This window comes from Mucilaginibacter sp. L196 (genome assembly GCF_009765905.1).
Classification (GTDB): Bacteria; Bacteroidota; Bacteroidia; order Sphingobacteriales; family Sphingobacteriaceae; genus Mucilaginibacter.
Window position 1 is genome coordinate 154,567 of sequence record NZ_LMUO01000019.1, and the last position, 16,586, is coordinate 171,152.

Annotated in this window: 24 protein-coding genes; 14 read left to right on the forward strand and 10 right to left on the reverse strand. The window is 42.2% G+C overall.

The window, feature by feature from the left end; genetic code table 11:
- The first annotated feature begins 26 nt into the window (after positions 1–26).
- On the forward strand, positions 27–1,568 hold the full coding sequence (locus GSQ74_RS17140; protein ID WP_158995451.1) for an acyl-CoA carboxylase subunit beta: 1,542 nt from the start codon (positions 27–29) through the stop codon (positions 1,566–1,568).
- Positions 1,569–1,684: 116 nt separating this feature from the next.
- The gene (locus GSQ74_RS17145; RefSeq protein ID WP_158995452.1) at positions 1,685–2,374 is read left to right on the forward strand and encodes a hypothetical protein; all 690 of its coding nucleotides are present in this window, start codon (positions 1,685–1,687) and stop codon (positions 2,372–2,374) included.
- 73 nt (positions 2,375–2,447) lie between these two features.
- Here GSQ74_RS17145 and GSQ74_RS17150 read toward each other — a convergent pair whose 3' ends face one another.
- From GSQ74_RS17150 to GSQ74_RS17165, 4 genes are all read right to left on the reverse strand, one after another.
- The gene (locus GSQ74_RS17150) at positions 2,448–2,612 is read right to left on the reverse strand and encodes a hypothetical protein (protein WP_158995453.1); all 165 of its coding nucleotides are present in this window, start codon (positions 2,610–2,612) and stop codon (positions 2,448–2,450) included.
- Between the two features lie 224 nt (positions 2,613–2,836).
- Positions 2,837–3,259, reverse strand: a complete 423-nt coding sequence (locus tag GSQ74_RS17155) for a hypothetical protein (RefSeq protein WP_158995454.1) — start codon at positions 3,257–3,259, stop codon at positions 2,837–2,839.
- Positions 3,260–3,565: 306 nt separating this feature from the next.
- A complete protein-coding gene (locus GSQ74_RS17160) occupies positions 3,566–3,760 on the reverse strand; it encodes a hypothetical protein (RefSeq protein WP_158995455.1) in 195 nt (64 codons plus the stop codon).
- 191 nt (positions 3,761–3,951) lie between these two features.
- Positions 3,952–4,875 carry an aspartyl protease family protein gene (locus GSQ74_RS17165; protein WP_158995456.1) on the reverse strand — a complete coding sequence of 308 codons (924 nt, stop codon included), beginning with the start codon at positions 4,873–4,875 and terminating at the stop codon, positions 3,952–3,954.
- A 159-nt stretch (positions 4,876–5,034) separates the two neighbouring features.
- Between GSQ74_RS17165 and GSQ74_RS17170 the strand changes: the two genes are divergently transcribed.
- The 5 genes from GSQ74_RS17170 (at position 5,035) to GSQ74_RS17190 (ending at position 7,771) form a co-directional block, all read left to right on the forward strand.
- The gene (locus tag GSQ74_RS17170) at positions 5,035–5,274 is read left to right on the forward strand and encodes a hypothetical protein (protein WP_158995457.1); all 240 of its coding nucleotides are present in this window, start codon (positions 5,035–5,037) and stop codon (positions 5,272–5,274) included.
- Between the two features lie 15 nt (positions 5,275–5,289).
- On the forward strand, positions 5,290–5,472 hold the full coding sequence (locus GSQ74_RS17175; protein WP_158995458.1) for a hypothetical protein: 183 nt from the start codon (positions 5,290–5,292) through the stop codon (positions 5,470–5,472).
- A complete protein-coding gene (locus tag GSQ74_RS17180; protein WP_158995459.1) occupies positions 5,429–5,680 on the forward strand; it encodes a hypothetical protein in 252 nt (83 codons plus the stop codon). The genes GSQ74_RS17175 and GSQ74_RS17180 overlap by 44 nt, the downstream gene beginning before the upstream one ends.
- 86 nt (positions 5,681–5,766) lie before the next feature.
- Positions 5,767–6,741 (forward strand): TIGR01212 family radical SAM protein, encoded by a 975-nt coding sequence (locus tag GSQ74_RS17185; RefSeq protein WP_158995460.1) that lies wholly within the window; start codon positions 5,767–5,769, stop codon positions 6,739–6,741.
- A gap of 451 nt (positions 6,742–7,192) precedes the next feature.
- Positions 7,193–7,771: a YdeI family protein gene (locus tag GSQ74_RS17190; protein ID WP_174236939.1), complete on the forward strand. Its 579-nt coding sequence runs from the start codon at positions 7,193–7,195 to the stop codon at positions 7,769–7,771.
- Between the two features lie 214 nt (positions 7,772–7,985).
- Here the strand turns inward: GSQ74_RS17190 and GSQ74_RS17195 are convergent, their stop codons facing one another.
- Together GSQ74_RS17195 and GSQ74_RS17200 are read right to left on the reverse strand one after the other, a co-directional pair.
- Complete coding sequence (locus GSQ74_RS17195) at positions 7,986–8,231, reverse strand: hypothetical protein (RefSeq protein WP_158995461.1); 246 nt, start codon at positions 8,229–8,231, stop codon at positions 7,986–7,988.
- Between the two features lie 50 nt (positions 8,232–8,281).
- Complete coding sequence (locus tag GSQ74_RS17200; protein WP_158995462.1) at positions 8,282–9,319, reverse strand: AI-2E family transporter; 1,038 nt, start codon at positions 9,317–9,319, stop codon at positions 8,282–8,284.
- Positions 9,320–9,479: 160 nt separating this feature from the next.
- Between GSQ74_RS17200 and rpsF the strand changes: the two genes are divergently transcribed.
- The 5 genes from rpsF to GSQ74_RS17225 all read left to right on the forward strand — a co-directional run bounded on the left by rpsF (position 9,480) and on the right by GSQ74_RS17225 (position 12,458).
- Positions 9,480–9,848 (forward strand): 30S ribosomal protein S6, encoded by a 369-nt coding sequence (gene rpsF / locus GSQ74_RS17205; protein ID WP_158995463.1) that lies wholly within the window; start codon positions 9,480–9,482, stop codon positions 9,846–9,848.
- Positions 9,848–10,111: a 30S ribosomal protein S18 gene (gene rpsR, locus GSQ74_RS17210; protein ID WP_067054791.1), complete on the forward strand. Its 264-nt coding sequence runs from the start codon at positions 9,848–9,850 to the stop codon at positions 10,109–10,111. Before rpsF ends, rpsR begins: the two co-directional genes overlap by 1 nt.
- 14 nt (positions 10,112–10,125) lie before the next feature.
- A complete protein-coding gene (gene rplI / locus GSQ74_RS17215; RefSeq protein WP_158995464.1) occupies positions 10,126–10,569 on the forward strand; it encodes a 50S ribosomal protein L9 in 444 nt (147 codons plus the stop codon).
- Positions 10,570–10,689: 120 nt separating this feature from the next.
- Positions 10,690–11,241, forward strand: a complete 552-nt coding sequence (locus GSQ74_RS17220) for a hypothetical protein (RefSeq protein ID WP_158995465.1) — start codon at positions 10,690–10,692, stop codon at positions 11,239–11,241.
- Between the two features lie 41 nt (positions 11,242–11,282).
- Positions 11,283–12,458, forward strand: a complete 1,176-nt coding sequence (locus tag GSQ74_RS17225) for an MFS transporter (RefSeq protein ID WP_158995466.1) — start codon at positions 11,283–11,285, stop codon at positions 12,456–12,458.
- Here GSQ74_RS17225 and GSQ74_RS17230 read toward each other — a convergent pair.
- Positions 12,451–12,804, reverse strand: coding sequence for a hypothetical protein (locus GSQ74_RS17230; RefSeq protein ID WP_158995467.1), 354 nt, complete (start codon positions 12,802–12,804; stop codon positions 12,451–12,453). The two genes, GSQ74_RS17225 and GSQ74_RS17230, sit on opposite strands and share 8 nt — an antisense overlap.
- Before the next feature lie 95 nt (positions 12,805–12,899).
- Between GSQ74_RS17230 and GSQ74_RS17235 the strand changes: the two genes are divergently transcribed.
- The gene (locus GSQ74_RS17235) at positions 12,900–13,754 is read left to right on the forward strand and encodes an AraC family transcriptional regulator (protein ID WP_158995468.1); all 855 of its coding nucleotides are present in this window, start codon (positions 12,900–12,902) and stop codon (positions 13,752–13,754) included.
- Between the two features lie 77 nt (positions 13,755–13,831).
- Positions 13,832–14,545, forward strand: coding sequence for a siderophore-interacting protein (locus GSQ74_RS17240; protein WP_158995469.1), 714 nt, complete (start codon positions 13,832–13,834; stop codon positions 14,543–14,545).
- Positions 14,546–14,716: 171 nt separating this feature from the next.
- Here the strand turns inward: GSQ74_RS17240 and GSQ74_RS17245 are convergent, their stop codons facing one another.
- From GSQ74_RS17245 to GSQ74_RS17250, 3 genes are read right to left on the reverse strand one after another with little or no spacing between them, the layout of a single operon-like run.
- Complete coding sequence (locus GSQ74_RS17245; RefSeq protein ID WP_371724569.1) at positions 14,717–15,409, reverse strand: helix-turn-helix domain-containing protein; 693 nt, start codon at positions 15,407–15,409, stop codon at positions 14,717–14,719.
- A 16-nt stretch (positions 15,410–15,425) separates the two neighbouring features.
- Complete coding sequence (locus GSQ74_RS23025) at positions 15,426–15,632, reverse strand: hypothetical protein (RefSeq protein WP_371724571.1); 207 nt, start codon at positions 15,630–15,632, stop codon at positions 15,426–15,428.
- A gap of 37 nt (positions 15,633–15,669) precedes the next feature.
- Positions 15,670–16,566 carry an SDR family oxidoreductase gene (locus GSQ74_RS17250; protein ID WP_158995470.1) on the reverse strand — a complete coding sequence of 299 codons (897 nt, stop codon included), beginning with the start codon at positions 16,564–16,566 and terminating at the stop codon, positions 15,670–15,672.
- Between the last annotated feature and the right edge of the window lie 20 nt (positions 16,567–16,586).

The following is a 16,586-nucleotide window of genomic DNA, read 5'->3' on the forward strand; positions in this document are numbered from 1 at the left end:
GCATCTTGCATAATTATAACCGTACCGTGGATAATAAGATCAAACTACTCAAACAAAAACAAGCCGAAGCCCTTTTGGGCGGAGGTAAAATCCGGATAGAAAGTCAGCATAAAAAAGGAAAACTCACCGCACGTGAGCGTTTACATTTTTTAATGGATGAAGGCTCATTTCAGGAGATAGGGATGCTGGTAACGCATCGCTCTATTGATTTTGGGATGGAGAAGGAAAACTATCCCGGTGATGGTGTGATCACGGGTTACGGAACCATTAACGGCAGATTTGTTTATGCTTACTCGCAGGATTTTACTGTTTTTGGGGGATCATTATCCGAAACCCATGCCGAGAAGATTTGCAAGATCATGGATCTGGCGATTAAAAACGGTGCGCCGGTAGTTGGTTTGAACGATTCAGGAGGAGCGAGGATACAGGAAGGTGTAAATTCCTTAGGTGGTTATGCGGATATATTCTACCGCAACACAATGGCATCAGGCGTTGTTCCGCAAATATCAGCAATTATGGGCCCCTGCGCGGGCGGCGCGGTATACTCTCCTGCTATTACCGATTTTATTTTAATGGTAGAGAATACCTCTTACATGTTTGTTACAGGGCCAAATGTAGTTAAAACCGTTACCCACGAGGTTGTTACATCCGAGGAATTAGGCGGAGCAACCACGCATGCTACCAAATCAGGCGTTACTCATTTTGCTTGCCCGAATGAAATCGCGGCTATCAATAATATAAAACAACTGTTAAGCTATATGCCGCAGAATTGTGAGGATAAAGCACCCGCATATCCTTATGATATACAAAATGAAACACGCCCGGTTTTAAATACCATTATGCCCGAAAATGCTTCGCAGCCTTACGATGTGCGCGAAGTAATTAACGAGGTGATTGATGCCGATAGCTTTTTAGAAGTTCATAAAGATTTTGCCGAGAACATTGTAGTTGGCTTCGCCCGTTTAGCTGGTCGCAGCATTGGCATTGTGGCTAATCAACCCGCATTTTTGGCTGGTGTGCTTGATATACACTCATCAACCAAAGGCGCACGCTTTGTACGTTTTTGCGATAGCTTTAATATTCCTTTGTTAGTATTTGAGGATGTCCCCGGCTTTTTACCCGGCACAGACCAGGAGTGGAATGCCATCATCACGAACGGGGCAAAACTATTGTATGCTTTTTGCGAAGCTACCGTGCCACGTATTACGGTAATCACCCGTAAAGCTTATGGTGGCGCTTATGATGTGATGAACAGCAAACACATTGGTGCTGATATGAACTTTGCGTGGCCAACCGCCGAGATTGCCGTGATGGGAGCCAAGGGCGCTGCCGAAATCATCTTTAAGCGCGAGATAAACGCCGCCGAAGACAAGGAAGCCAAGTGGAAAGAGATGGAACAACTATATTCCGATACCTTTGCCAACCCTTACCGTGCTGCCGAGCGTGGTTTTGTTGATGAGGTGATAGTACCCGAAGATACCCGTATTAAATTGATTCACGCGTTTAAAATGCTGGAAAACAAGGTGGTAAATAACCCGAGGAAAAAGCATGGCAATATTCCTCTGTAATATTAATCTCACAAACAAAATACAGCGATTATTTACAGAACTTATATGTTAAATATTCGTTAAATAGCTAACGGATATATTTAAATTATTAGATTTATCCTAACCTATACATAGCTATGAAACTGAAATTTATCACTCTCACCTTGTTGGTTTTTATAACCGGCATGGCTAACGCCCAAAACCTCCTGAAAGGTACTGTGGAAGAAACCGGCAGCACCTTAAGGCTTAGTAATGTTTTTATTAAGGATGCTACCAACAACCAGCTAACCCTTACCGATAAAAACGGCAATTTTGCTATTAAATCTGCGCCAAGCCATTTGTTAATATTTAATTCACCGGGTTATATTAGTGATACTTTGTATGTGGTTGATATGACACCAAAAAAGGTTAAACTGCAAATATTAAGTATCGCCCTGCGCGAAGTGAAAATCAACGGTACAAGAAGCACATTTGATCCCAAAGAAGAATATCCTGAAGTTTACCAAAAAAGTAAAGTATACGTATTATCGCCAAGCAGCTGGTTCAGTAAAGATTCCCGCGATGCCCGCCGCCTGAGACGCTATTTTGCAATGGAGAAGGAGGAACAGGAAATTGATAATGTATTCAATGCCGCTTATGTAAGTAGCCTGGTGCCATTACGTGGCCAGGACCTGGAAGACTTCATGACCCTTTATCGCCCTTCATACACTTTTGTACATAGTAACACTACCCAAACAATGGCAGTTTACATAGCCGATAGCTACAAAAAGTTTAAGGCCCTGCCGCCTGATAAGCGCAAAATTCAAAGGCTTAATGCCGATCAATAATACTGAAATTGTTAAATAAAAGCAAAAGGGGTGTCCATATGGATACCCCTTTTGCTTTTCCTATAAATGCTGATTAAGCATCTTCATGATTTCGCCAAAGCCTTCTTGGCTTTTTTGTTTTGTAGCGTTTTCCCCAGTTATCAAAACTACCTGAGGCTGCCATGGTACACATGATAATAAAAAACGCCATCATTATAACTACAAATACGTGTAATGTTTCAATGAGTATATGATGCATAATTATTAAAATTAATTCATATACTGGTATGCAATTACTACGCCTTAATTGGTTATATAAGTCATTTAATTGATTTTAAGTTAAATATTTATTAAATAAATAAAAAATACAAATAATTGGTTAAAATGTATGTTATGCTATACAAAATCGGGTAGGTCTTATTAAGATGCTGGTTAAGCTGGTTTGCCGCTTTCGCAGGCATATTGCAATAGTCGTGCCCTGCACTAAAATGGGATGTTCCAGTTCCAATGATAGTAGCCATATCTGAACAGAAAATACGCTCCGAAAACAATCAAAAAGCCTATAAGCCATAGCATCAGGCTCGATGTTTCATTGCCAACCCTTTTTGTATATTTGATATATTGGCGCTTAACAAACCTTTCCTGGCGTTCCACGGTGTAGCCACCATCCTCCATAAAAACGATACCTTCAAGGGTAACGCGGTACAGCCCTGGGGTGAGTACCTCAATGTGATGGTCGTTCGCCAGTACTTTTAGTATTGCACCCAGGTCTTTAGGCGTAAAAGCTCCGGGATTGGTAAGCTCCGCATATCCCGCTATGTTGCCTGTGGTAAGTTCGGTATCAGGGCGATTTTTTAGATATCCCAGTATCACATCCATTTTTTCGCTTGGCTTTAAATATTTCATAAACAGGTGAATAACACTAATTTGCCACATAACCAGGCAAATTACTTTACTATTACCAATTACTGTACCACGATACAATGATTTTACCCCTGAAAAGCATCTTAGCTAATAAATTAGACGTCCGCAGTCAATGTCATTAAGTCAAAAGGGATAACTTTCACCCTCTATGCGGCTTGCCGGAGAGAGAACAGCGCAGCGTATTCGGGGTGAGTCACTGGTCTTTGCGCCAATGTCGCCCCGCTGGCCGAATTCTATGACTTTGGACTAATAAGCATGTAGTTTGCAACTACACATTCACAACCCCAATCAATCCTCGCGAATCATCAATTGATAAACCCCAAAAGCAGCGACAACGCACAAGCCCGAGATTACGGTACAATAAACCCGCAGGTCCTGTCCCCACAAACGAGGCCTACAACCACCCCCTATTAAGGCGAAAACCAAAAATATGATCACCAAAAAAACAATGGTGACAACAACCGAGTGTGCAGGATTTTTCATGAGGAAAGGTTATATTCAAATATAGGTTATTTGCCTGTTAATCATCGTAATTAAACCAAATACACCGCAGCGTCTAGCATCTGCTATTCCCGCTGTCCGATTTTTGACTTCGGATCAATAAGCTTGTAGTTTGCAACTACAGACCGCCCGCTGGATAGCAGGAACACCCAACCGCGCAACTGCGTATACCCTTACTTTACCAAAAAATCATAATAAGGCGTATACAAATAATCGTTAGGTTTCAGGAATAGCTGGTTATGTTGCAGGTCTAACACTACATCAAAACGTTTCAAAAAACCGTTACCCAATATACCCGACAATGCCCCGCTCCCCAATACCCCTGATTGCACACCCGATAACAAAGCAGGCACCCGGTAAAAATGTTTGTCCGACAATCTGATTTCAGGCACCATCACAATAGCTACTTTAGTTGCCACCCCATCCGACCCTAAGGAAGTCGCCATAGCTACCTGCTTCAGTTGTTGCGCTAAATGATTTGCTTGGGCAAAGTGGTCCGCAATGATTAAACCACTGTCTCCCCCCGTATCCATCTCAAAAGTACCTTTCACCTCTTTGTTGTCAATAAATAAGCAGGCGCTGATTGTAGGCACCTCCATCACAAATTTCAGGTCGAATTGATTATAAGATTTAGCATCAACCACATAATCCTTTTTGCTGAAAAAAGAAAGCAGCTTTTTATGATAATTTATCTCGATTACATAATTCCGCATTAAATTATTCCCAAACACCCCGTCGAAGGCCACATTTCCGTAGGGGATGGCGACGTAAGTAACACCATCCGCTTCCAGGCCACCAAAAAATAGTTTATTGTTAGTGCTTTCCTTAATCTTGCCTTCGCCGTTCTCGCCAATATTGGTTGTTTCCGAATCTAACACCAGATCCAGTTTTTTGCCCAATATATCCTGATTGATAACCATACCTCCCGCGCCGGTATCAAACAAAAAAGTCAGTGTATCCGACTTGTTAACCCGGCATTTAATATAAATACGGTTATCACTTTTCAGCTCGAAAGGTAAAACAGCCAAAGGTTTGTTCTGAGCATATAGCTGTAAGCCAATTCCAGACAATAAAACAGCAAGTACAAGTTTTTTCATACTCAATAGACACCGGTAAATAACATTCGTGACATAAATTACAGGTAATCAAAGGGAAAAGTAAACTATAACTTACTTATGCAGTAAATACGTATCTAATTAATATTACTGCAAACATCCCCCTCCAAACTTGGTTGTTAATAAATAACCAATACTACCATGAAAAAGCTAATTTTAGGAATATGCCTTTGTGTCGGGCTGGCAGCGTGTCACAGCAACAGCAAACCGAAAGATGCTTACGCCGATTCACCTATGATGACCGGTAAAGCCGATCAGGCCGGTACCGTGAATGATTCATCGCACACAGCCGCAGATGCCGACTCGCAAAAGGTAGGCAAATCCGACGGTGCCCCAACCGATACCACAAGTACCGGGTCAGGTAAATTGGACAAACAGTAACATAATAATATCACCATGAAAAAGATATTTTTAGGCATATGCCTTTGTGCCGGTATAGCTGTGGCTTCATCATGCGGCAGCCACAAAGCAACCAACGCGGCCGACGGCAACAATGCCTTGCTGGATTCATCCAAAAAAACACAGGATAGCACCAATGCTGACACTACTAGAAAAACTGATACAAGCAAAAAGATGTAGATTAAGTCTGAACCATGATTTAGTGGATTTAAAGATTGGCTTGATTTATCATCAGCTAACCCAAAGTGCGAAAATACCTGACGGAAAACCGGGTCGGGAGCTAGCCTTGTGGGTAGAAAGTTTTTTCCGTATTGATTTTTTGCTGCTTTTTTATCAAGAAAAAAGTAGTAGCCCCCGCGGCAATGAGCGGGGGGAGAATCCTGTTTGAAACGCAATTATCCTCAATAGTCGAATCAATGTCAATACACAAGCACCTCTAAACCTCCAAATAAAAAATTCCCTATCTTTGCCCCAATGCAATCAACGGAATCAATAACGCAAGCGGTACAAACATCACCCTGGGAAAAAGGCTATAACAACTATGGCCCATATCTCAAACAAAAATATCCCGGACAAAGGGTATTTAAAGTGATAGTTGATGGGGGCTTCACCTGCCCCAATCGCGATGGCTCAAAAGGCTATGGCGGATGCACCTATTGTAATGTCGATTCCTTTACGCCATCACCAACCCGTGATAATCCCGGCATAAAAGAACAGGTAATAGCAGGAGTGGAGCGTGCCCGAAAAGGTAATAAAGCCGATAAGTTTATCATTTACTTTCAGCCTAATACCAATACTTACGCGCCAACCCATTATCTGAAAGCTATGTATGACGAAGCCCTGAGCTATTATACTGAAGACATAGTAGGCCTGTCCGTAGGTACGCGTCCCGATTGTATAGACCCTGAAAAGATTGCCTTGTTAGAATCCTATACCGACCGTTTTGATGTGGATATTGAAATGGGTATGGAATCCATCTATAACGATACCCTGGCCCAGATCAATCGTGGCTGTAACCATGACGACCTGATCAGCGCCCTGAAAATGCTGGAAAACAGCAAGCTTGATGTTTGTGTGCACACCATCTTCGGCTTCCCCTGGGAAACCCATGATCAGATGCTGGCTTACGCGCACGAAATTAACCGTCACCCGCAAATAAAGTTCACCAAACTGCACCATTTACACATTGTAGAAGGCTCGGTTATGGGTGTTAAATATAAACGCGAGCCATTCAAACTTTTCACGCTGGATGAATACGCCAATTTCCTGTGCGATTTTCTGCCATTGCTGCGCCCCGATGTCATCATCCAGCGCCTTTTCGGACTAAGCGACCTCGACCTGCTAATAGCCCCCAACTGGCAGCTCAAAAAATCCGAAATCCAATACTACATCGACCAAAAAATCCTCGAAAGAGGAGTGATACAAGGTTCGCAATATAAGTCTTTATAAAGTTCCCCCTCTCGAGAGGAGTACGTTTCTATAAGAGTAGTTAAATTATATATCTTCCCAAGTTTGTGGTTAATATTATTGTCATTCTGAGCGCAGCGAAGAATCTTCTTCGGTCAGCCAAGCGAGCTATGCATGTTGCAGAAGATTCTTCCCTGCGCTCAGAATGACAAAGGAAGAATTACAAAGTAGCTTTGTCATGCTGAAGAACGAAGCATCTGTACAGTGTAAACCACTTTACAGATCCTTCGCTATGCTCAGAATGACAAAAGAAAAGCGAGGCTCAAATAAATTTCAAACGCCCTCTTTCCTGCGCAGCAGAAGAGAGGGCAGGTTAAGCGGCTGAGCGAAAACCGGGTGAGTGAAAACGCAAGCAGGTCTCGAAAGGGTTTCCCAAACTACCACCACTTTCATTATATTTGATCAACCAATTTGCACCATAACAAAGCGCATCATGAACCCCAAGGTTGATTTTTATTTTAATAAAGCCACAAAGTGGCAGGAAGAATATGAAAGGTTAAGAATGATCATTCTTGATTGCCAACTCACAGAAGAATTGAAATGGGGATGCCCCTGTTACACCTTCCAGGAAAAAAACATCGTTTTAATACATGGCTTTAAAGAATACTGCGCGCTTCTGTTTTTCAAAGGGGTTTTGTTAAATGATGCCAATGGTATCCTGATTCAACAAACAGAGAATGTGCAGGCGGCGCGTCAGATCAGGTTCACTGATCTTCGGGAAATAGTAGAGCTGGAGTCGATTCTCAAGGCCTATATATATGAAGCTATCGAAGTGGAAAAAGTCGGGTTGAATGTAGAGCTAAAAAAGGTTACAGAATTCACAGTTTCTGCAGAGTTTCAGAATAAACTAAATCACATCCCTGCCTTAAAAACTGCTTTTGAGGCATTAACACCGGGGCGACAAAGAGCATATCTTCTTCATTTTTCCGCACCCAAACAATCCAAAACCCGGGAATCAAGAGTTGAAAAATACATACCGCAAATCCTTAATGGAAAAGGATTAGATGATTAAGTAAGTAAAAAGTTCCTCTATTGAGAGGGGTAAGGGGTAAATTAATTTGTCATGCTGAGCGGAGCATCAGCGTAAACAAGCGGATAGATTCTTCACTACGTTCAGAATGACAAGGGGTATAAATAGAGTTGTCATGCTGAGGAACGAAGCATCTGTACAGCGTAAACCACTTTGCAAATTTTTCGCAATGCTCAGCATGACAAAAGAGAACTACCTAAAAATCATCATCCGGAAAATCATCCTCATCTTCGTCGTCATCATCCGGGATGTCGTCATCAAGCTCTGCCGCGTGCTCAGCTTCTTTGTCGTCCTGTAGGTCTTCAAAATCTTCGTCCTCAATATCATCCCAACCGGCGTCGGTGTCGGCATCATCATCCTCAAAATCATCATCATCACCTGGGTTAAGGGCAGTTATTGGCTCAAGTTCAACAGTAGTGGTTTCGTATTCAGTAAATAACATAAAGGGTAAAATTTGATTCGTTTTCGCTGATTAAAATCAGGCGCAATTTATCATTTATTTATTTCCCTCACATATAATTCATCAACCAAAATTATAATAATTGCCAGCAGCGGAACGGCCAATATAATACCCAATGCCCCCGACAAAGTACCCATAACCAACTGACTGATCAGCGTAAGCGCGGGTGGCAGGTTGATGATCTTCTTCTGTATCAGCGGCGTAACAATATTGGCCACAATAGTTTGCGATACAATGTAAATGAGCGCTACAATAATTGCCGTATTAGTGCCAATGGTAAGCGCCAGTAAAACGCCGGGTATCATCGCAACTAATGATCCTATATTCGGCACTAACTCCAGTATGCCCGTAATCAACCCTAGCACCATGGCCACGGGTATACCCATAATACTTAAAGCCACGGTAATCATTACGGTTATCAGTACTATCGATAGCATCATACCCTTCAACCAACCTTTAAGCGACAGGCTTATACGGTTCATAATGTGTTTGCCTTGCTCTTTTCTTTTTTTAGGGATAAGCAATAGTATGCCATTTTTATAGATTGACGGACTGGCGGTAAAAAATACGCCCAACAGCAAAATGATATACATATCGCCCAAAACCCCGAAGCCGGTACTAAAAAACGCTTGCACCGTGGCCATCGTTTTATCGGAGTTCGTGCTAGAAAAATAATCCAATACCTTTTGCCCTATAGGGTTCTCGGCTATTTTAGCTTTGGCGGTGTTTACAGTATGGGGGAGGGTATTGCTTAACTCGGCTATTTGTACCTGTATTTTGGTGCCCATAAACCACAGCAGCACCCCTAAAATAATAAACGAGGCCACAATAGATATGAGCATGGCCCATTTGCGCTGTAAACGTGTACGCCGTTGTATAATATCGCCCAAACCATGAAAATATACAGCGATAAGCGAGGCCGCCAGCGCCATCAGCAATACGTTAAAAGCAACCCGGGCAATTAAAATAACACCCACCAGCAAAGCTATAATAGCAACCGTATGCCATACCTTTTGAAGGTAGGTCAGCTCTTTTTTGATGATTTCAGTTGTTTTTTTATCGTCGGCCATAAATAGCTTGTAGGTTATTATGGTAATGCAATAAAACAGCAATTGTTTTTGTAGGCGATGATTTGCTTAAATTTGGGCGATAAGCATTTGATAATTAAAATATTCTTCCTACATTTGCAGCCCCGATATAGTGGGTAAATATTTAAAAATCAATTTAATAATGCAACAGTACGAAATCGTGATCGTTCTAACCCCGTTGCTTTCAGAAGAGATTGCTAAAGAGGCTTACGCTAAATACAGCAAAACTCTAACTGATGGCGGAGCCGAAATTGTCCAGGAGGATAATTGGGGTTTGAGAAAATTAGCGTACCCAATTCAAAAGAAAACAACTGGGTACTATCACTTAACTGAATTTAAGGCTCCGGGTGAATTAATTAACAAGTTGGAGATTGAGTTAAGGCGCGATGAGCGTGTTTTACGTTTCCTGACTATTGCTTTGGATAAACATGCCATCGCTTACAATGACAAAAAACGCAGCGGTGCTTTTAACAAAAAACCTGCAGCTAAAACAGAGGAGGCAGCAAGATAATGGCAAACGATCAAATTAAATACGTTACCGCTCCAAAAGTGGAGGATAACCGTAAAAAATACTGCCGTTTCAAAAAGAATGGTATTAAGTATATCGATTACAAAGACGCTAACTTTTTATTAAAGTTTATTAACGATCAGGGTAAAGTTTTACCTCGCCGTTTAACAGGTACTTCATTAAAATTCCAGCGTAAAGTGGCTCAGGCAGTTAAACGTGCCCGTCACATTGGTTTATTGCCTTACGTTACAGATTCATTAAAATAATAGGAGATCAAGAAATGGATGTTATTTTAAAACAAGATGTAAAAAACCTGGGTGATAAAGACGACGTAGTAAGCGTTAAACCAGGTTATGGCCGTAACTACCTTTTACCTAAAGGCTACGCCATATTGGCCACTGTAAGTGCCCGCAAAGTTTTAGCTGAAAACCTTAAACAGGCTCAGTTTAAACAAGAAAAAATACGTAAAGATGCTGACGCGATAGCTGCCCGTTTGGAAGGTGTTAAACTTACCATTGGTGCTAAAGCCGGCGAAAGCGGTAAAATATTCGGTGCTATCAACACTATTCAGCTTGCTGATGCTTTGAAAAAAGAAGGTTTTGAAGTTGACCGTCGCCGTATTACTTTTGATACAGAACCTAAATTTGTTGGCGAATACGTTGCAAATGTAAATCTGCACAAAGAAGTAAAAGTACGCGTACCGTTTGAAGTAGTAGCTGAATAAGCTTCTTACTTCTTACCATAAAATTTAAAAGGTGTTTAGCGAAAGCTAAACACCTTTTTTGTTGATACTATCGCCGTTAATATTCGCTTTGTATATATTTACTTCACCAAACTATCTCACATGTTTAAGCAATTTTATGATGATTTAACTTACTTACCCAGGGCTAAGTTTAGCGCTAAGTATACTGTCCCGTTTATTGTTTGCTTTTTGGGTATTGTATTGATTGGTCAACTGCTTAGTATGTTTGTAACCGTAGACCAACTCGATAAAGTGTCGGGTAATATAGTTAATGTTGAAACGAACATTATTGGGTACACCCATCATAGATTTGATGCGCATGACAGCCCTAATTATGCATTAGTCATTACCCTCGACAATATGCAGAGTTATAAGATACAGGAGGAAAAGACCCGATTCAGGCTAGGCTCAATCCTAAAGAACGGCGATTACGTGAGCATCTATTACCCAACAACCATGTTGAAAATATTGAGTGCAGGTTTAGCACGCGATGTTTCACAGGTAGAAAGAGGCAATGAAGTTTTATATAGTTGGAAAGATCAACAAAACGAAGAGTGGTTTATTGTTGGCTTTTTGATTGTGGCTATCAGTTTCTTCTATTGGTCGATAAAATATTTTCGTAACTATGTGCCTAAGTCAAAGTTTAATAATTAATCAATTATTAAGCTAAACACCTTTTTTGTTAATTTCACCCCGTGATTAACCCGCCCCGATCCCCAAAAACTATCCGTATTGCTACAGCCGGGTTTTTCTTTATATCGGGGTTTGGTTATACTACCTGGGCATCCCGCATCCCATCCATCCAACGCGATCTGCATTTAAACGAGGCGCAATTAGGTACAGCCTTATTTGCTTTGCCTGTTGGTTTATTAGCTACCATGCCTTTAACCGCTCGCTTGCTTCGTGCATATAGCAGTAGCCGAATTATGTTGTTTGGCGCTTTGCTGTTTAACCTTATGCTGGGTCTACTGGGCTATGCTGTGCATTATTGGGAGTTCATATTAGTGCTGCTTTGTTTCGGTTCATCACGCAACCTGCTTAATTTATCTATGAACACCGAAGGCGTGAGCGTACAAGGGCTATATAAAAAATCAATCATAACCACCTTTCACGCAATCTGGAGCTGCGCGGGTTTTGCAGGGGCAGCTTTGGGGTATTTAATGGTGGCTAACCATGTATTGCCGGTTTGGCATTTGCTATCGGTTAGTACAACCTTGGTGGTATTATCTATCTGCTTCGCGCCCTTTACCCTGCAACAACAACCTCAGCAATTAGAAAAAAAGCCCTTATTCTCGTTACCGGATAAAACACTGATCAACCTGTCACTTATCTGCTTCTCCTCCATGGCCTGCGAAAACATTATGTACGATTGGAGCGGTATCTATATGGACAAAGCCGTACACTCCACCCACGCCACCGCAACTGCGGCATTCGTCGTTTTCATGACTACCCTGACTGCTTCCCGCTTTGCTGGCGATAAAATAGTGGGTCGTTATGGCGTAAAATTGTTAATGCAGTGCAGCGGGGTGTTTATTGTGACTGGTTTTTTGCTGGCGGTTCTTTTCCCTTATGTACCTACAACAATTATTGGTTTTGGGTTGGTGGGGATAGGGACATCCTGTATAGTGCCACTATGTTTTAGTGAAGCAGGTAAATCAACAACAATGGCCAAAGGCCCTGCTATAGCAGCGGTATCAACAGTAGGGTATTTTGGTTTTTTGGTAGTGCCACCCATGGTTGGTTTTGTGGCCCAGGCATTAAACCTGCGCTGGTCGTTCGCGGTTATCACCACGCTTGGCGCTTTAATTGTTTGGATGGCATCTAAAATAAAAAGTACAGTAGTTAAGTCATCAATCCAGCCGCCTATTTAAACTGGATCTGGTCTTCATGATAGATCAGTACTTCCGGGTGATTTTTGTACATCGATGTATCGCCGGTTACGCAAATGTGTTTACCTTTTAAATCATCATAATTTAGCTGTATTTCCTTGCCGCTAACCACCACCGTAAACCGTTGGTTAGGATAATCAGCACCCATATTCAGCATAGTAACGGTGTCGCTTAGTATCTTAAAGGAATAAACCGTTTCGCACATCGTTATTTTCTTACCCACATGTTTTACAAACTGGTTAACATTGTATTGTTCGGGCTTTTGCTGCGCCTGAGTTTTAAACGAGGATGCAGCTATGATGACCCCAAAAAGTAAAAGCTTTTTCATGTGGTTGTGATGATTTGTATCTAATAACGTGCATTAATGTCATTTGTTTAATATGCTTATTTATAAGCCACTTAATTATTAATTTAGCCGGGTAAATGAAAGACATCCCCGTACATCAACTAAAAGATAGGATAGACTCAGGCCTAGAGATCAGGCATTTCTTCCCGGGTGATGTCACTAAGGATGAAGCTGAAATATTAGGCGCTCATCGCGATGATCATTATATCTTCTTCCTGATCGAAAACGGTGCTGCGTCGTTAATGATCGACTTTCATGAACTGAGCTTGCAGCCATCATCCATTTATTATATTTTACCGGGGCAGGTACACCACCGCATACACGCCCAGCAAACAGAAGGCTGGTTTTTGGCGGTAGATACCCTGTTGGTGCCGCCTGATTACCGCGATATTTTTGAAAATCAATTGTTGCTGCAACAGCCATTTGCTTTATCCGATAGGCTGATGACCCAATGCCGCAGCCTGCTTTGTGTGCTCGATCAAAAACATCACGAAGACGAACAAATACCTTTTAACCTGTCGGTTGTTCACTCTTTACTGCAATCATTTTTAGGGATAGCTGCCAGCGGATTTACTACCTTAACCAATCCGCATAACCATATATCTCGTCCTGCACAGCTCTCACAGGAGTTTAAAAAATTGCTCGTAACCAACGTACGGGCTCTAAAAAGTCCCTCCATTTACGCATCGCGACTAAATGTTTCCGAATCTTATTTGAATGAGTCGCTTAAAAAAGTTACAGGCTTCTCCGTAAGTTACTGGATACAACACGAAGTGGTGCTCGAGGCTAAGCGCATGTTGTACTATACATCGCTATCGGTAAAGCAGATCGCCCACCAGTTGGGTTATGAAGATCACGCTTATTTTTCACGTTTATTCAAAAAATTCACAGATACCACGCCACTTACATTTCGTGGGTGTTACCGTAAATAGTCCAATACTTACCCCGAAGTTGCCATTTTTATTCAGCCATTTGTGCCGTTACTTTGTACTGTTAAAACACTACCATAATGGAAACATTTACCTTAGATAGATTAAAAAGAAAGGCCGAAAAATTATTCGAACCTTCACAAATGCAAACCGGCCGTGTGCTGGAAGTACGCTACTGGCAGCTATCTACCCTGATCGAGATCGACCTGCACTTGCCTTTTGCCGATATGCAGCAATGGACCGAAATTCCTTATATTAAATTCAAAGTAGCATCTTTTACTTACCGCGATTATACTCCATCCGGCTGGGATGCCGAAACCTGTACCTGCACCATATTTATTGATGCCGCGCACAACGGCCCCGGCAGTAACTGGGCAAAACAATTAAAAAAGGACGATACAGTAAGCTATTTTAAAATAGGCACCACCCACCAGGTAGCCGAAAGTACCTCGGCAGTTATTGCTTTAGGCGATGAAAGCAGCCTGGGCCACATGCTGGCTTTGCAGCAAATGGTAATGCCTGCCGCGCGCTTTTCAGGAGCTGTAGTTATGGGTAACGACGATCACCGCAGCCAGTTTAGCGAGTTCTTCCGCTCACCGCTGCAAACCGTTAAGCGTGATGATGCTTATGGCCACCATAGTTTAATTCAGTGGGTAATCGGCCAGCAATACACTTTGGAGAATACCGTATTTTACCTAACCGGCAATAACATCATGGTAAGCCAGATGAAAAAACTGTTAAAGCTACAGGGTTATAATTCCTGCCAAATAAATGCTAAAGGTTTCTGGTCGTGATATTAATTCCTTTAAGCGTTGACGCTTAAAGGAATTAAGTCCAAGTGTTGACGCTTGGATTAGCAATATATTACGCCCGGTCAAGTGTCCACACTTAACCGAAATGGTTTTTAAGCGTCCACGCTTAAAAAAATTCTCAATGAAAAGCCGCTAAAGTTTCAGGTCTAAGGATCAATTAAAAGTATGCCGGAACGCCAAAGGTGAAAGCCCGGTCTTAGCTTTGAACAAACGACTGAACGATTGCGGGTGGTCAAAGCCTAACTCATAAGAAATTTCACTTACAGATAGTTCGGTAGTGGAGATTCTTTCCTTGGCCTTCTCAATCATTTTATCCTGGATGTGCTGTTTCGTATTGCGCCCTGTTAATACTTTCAGTAAGCCGCTTAAGTAGTTGGGCGATATATTCAGTTTCTCCGCTACATACTGAACGCTCGGTAACCCCATCGTTAATAAATCCTCGCTATTAAAATAGACTGTCAAAATATCTTCCAGTCTATCGAGAATTTGATGGTTTTCAATTTTTCGTGTCAGGAATTGGCGGTGGTAAAACCTGTCGGCATAGTTCAGCAATACCTCAATCATTGATATGATAATATCCTGGCTGAATTTATCTGTATTGGCAAAATACTCCGTTTGAATATTTTGCATCACGCTAATAATAATAGCTTCTTCTTTCTCCGAAAGATATAAAGCCTCATTCACCGAATAATCAAAATATTCATACCGCTTCATGGATTTGGCCAGAGGGGTATTCCACAAAAAGTCCGGATGGATATAAAGCGCCCATCCTGACATTTTGGATACTGTCGTTTCATCCTCAGCACTCAACGACCCGAACACCTGCCCGGGCGCCATAAAATACATGACGCCATCCTGAACATCATACTGCTGCTGCCCGTATACCGTCGCAATGCCGTTTTAATGCAATAGAATAAAAATCAAACATCCGGTTGGCAGGCATTTTTCCCGAACGTTTCATAATTTCCAGGTTAATCACACTGATCAGTGGATGCTCCGGCCTGGGCAAACCTATTATATGATGAAGCTCGCCGATAGTTTGAACCCGATATGTTTCTGCGCCTGCCATTTTACAATATATTTATTTTTTGCTGGGTCGATTTTGTTTAACCTTTAAAATAGCTTCCTTGTGCCATGTCTGCAATCAGTTTTGGGTGCTTAGGGTGCCACTTTAGTTTTTCCTGGGTTATTTTGCTTGATGCTGGGACATCCAGCGACGTAAAGCCTCCAAACCAACCAAAATGATCAGCTGCTTCCTCAGGCGATATAGATACCACCGGGAGATTGAGATGCTTGCCAATAGTTTCAGCAATATCTTTAAAGGCAATTCCCTCTTCGGCAACACCATGAAATCTGCCTCCGTGTACAGCTTCTTCTAATGCTAGCCTGTACAGGCGGGCAGCATCAAGCCTGTGTACCGCTGTCCAGCGGTTTTTCCCTTCGCCAATATAAGCCGAAATACCTTTTTTACGCGCGATGTCAATCAGCATAGGAACAAAGCCATGATCGCCGTCACCATGAACAGATGGTGATAAACGTAACACAGATACACGCACACCAAGCGCCGCGACAGTATCTGCCGCTTCTTCTGAAGCTATACGTGGATGTGTGGAGGAGTCGGCATGGGGTATAATATCTTCGGTAGCAAGTTTACCCGGACTAACCAGCGCAGTGCCCGAAGTAACAATAAATGGGCGCTCAGAACCGGCGAGTGCTTCGCCGATGGCCTTAATTGCGAGCCTGTCTGCTTCACATACCTCTTTGTACCGGGAGAAATCATGAATAAATCCCGCATGAATTACGCCATCTGATTCCTTGGCCCCGCTCCGTAAACTATCCAGGTCTTCTATATCACCCCGATGTACCTCAGCACCTACCGAAATAAGTGCCTGCGCATTGGCATCCGACCGGGCGAGGCCGATAACCTGATGACCTGCGCCAATTAATTCCTGAACAATAGCCGTTCCTATGAAGCCTGTGGCTCCGGTAACAAATACTCGCATATATCGAATTTTAGGTAGAT

Bases quoted from the DNA above. Each gene is read 5' to 3' on its own strand.
- GSQ74_RS17145 (WP_158995452.1), top strand. From the start codon at position 1,685: ATGAAACTGAAATTTATCACTCTCACCTTGTTGGTTTTTATAACCGGC.
- GSQ74_RS17150 (WP_158995453.1), bottom strand. From the start codon at position 2,612: ATGCATCATATACTCATTGAAACATTACACGTATTTGTAGTTATAATG.
- GSQ74_RS17155 (WP_158995454.1), bottom strand. From the start codon at position 3,259: ATGAAATATTTAAAGCCAAGCGAAAAAATGGATGTGATACTGGGATAT.
- GSQ74_RS17160 (WP_158995455.1), bottom strand. From the start codon at position 3,760: ATGAAAAATCCTGCACACTCGGTTGTTGTCACCATTGTTTTTTTGGTG.
- GSQ74_RS17165 (WP_158995456.1), bottom strand. From the start codon at position 4,875: ATGAAAAAACTTGTACTTGCTGTTTTATTGTCTGGAATTGGCTTACAG.
- GSQ74_RS17170 (WP_158995457.1), top strand. From the start codon at position 5,035: ATGAAAAAGCTAATTTTAGGAATATGCCTTTGTGTCGGGCTGGCAGCG.
- GSQ74_RS17175 (WP_158995458.1), top strand. From the start codon at position 5,290: ATGAAAAAGATATTTTTAGGCATATGCCTTTGTGCCGGTATAGCTGTG.
- GSQ74_RS17180 (WP_158995459.1), top strand. From the start codon at position 5,429: ATGCTGACACTACTAGAAAAACTGATACAAGCAAAAAGATGTAGATTA.
- GSQ74_RS17185 (WP_158995460.1), top strand. From the start codon at position 5,767: ATGCAATCAACGGAATCAATAACGCAAGCGGTACAAACATCACCCTGG.
- GSQ74_RS17190 (WP_174236939.1), top strand. From the start codon at position 7,193: ATGAACCCCAAGGTTGATTTTTATTTTAATAAAGCCACAAAGTGGCAG.
- GSQ74_RS17195 (WP_158995461.1), bottom strand. From the start codon at position 8,231: ATGTTATTTACTGAATACGAAACCACTACTGTTGAACTTGAGCCAATA.
- GSQ74_RS17200 (WP_158995462.1), bottom strand. From the start codon at position 9,319: ATGGCCGACGATAAAAAAACAACTGAAATCATCAAAAAAGAGCTGACC.
- rpsF (WP_158995463.1), top strand. From the start codon at position 9,480: ATGCAACAGTACGAAATCGTGATCGTTCTAACCCCGTTGCTTTCAGAA.
- rpsR (WP_067054791.1), top strand. From the start codon at position 9,848: ATGGCAAACGATCAAATTAAATACGTTACCGCTCCAAAAGTGGAGGAT.
- rplI (WP_158995464.1), top strand. From the start codon at position 10,126: ATGGATGTTATTTTAAAACAAGATGTAAAAAACCTGGGTGATAAAGAC.
- GSQ74_RS17220 (WP_158995465.1), top strand. From the start codon at position 10,690: ATGTTTAAGCAATTTTATGATGATTTAACTTACTTACCCAGGGCTAAG.
- GSQ74_RS17230 (WP_158995467.1), bottom strand. From the start codon at position 12,804: ATGAAAAAGCTTTTACTTTTTGGGGTCATCATAGCTGCATCCTCGTTT.
- GSQ74_RS17235 (WP_158995468.1), top strand. From the start codon at position 12,900: ATGAAAGACATCCCCGTACATCAACTAAAAGATAGGATAGACTCAGGC.
- GSQ74_RS17240 (WP_158995469.1), top strand. From the start codon at position 13,832: ATGGAAACATTTACCTTAGATAGATTAAAAAGAAAGGCCGAAAAATTA.
- GSQ74_RS17245 (WP_371724569.1), bottom strand. From the start codon at position 15,409: ATGTATTTTATGGCGCCCGGGCAGGTGTTCGGGTCGTTGAGTGCTGAG.
- GSQ74_RS23025 (WP_371724571.1), bottom strand. From the start codon at position 15,632: ATGGCAGGCGCAGAAACATATCGGGTTCAAACTATCGGCGAGCTTCAT.
- GSQ74_RS17250 (WP_158995470.1), bottom strand. From the start codon at position 16,566: ATGCGAGTATTTGTTACCGGAGCCACAGGCTTCATAGGAACGGCTATT.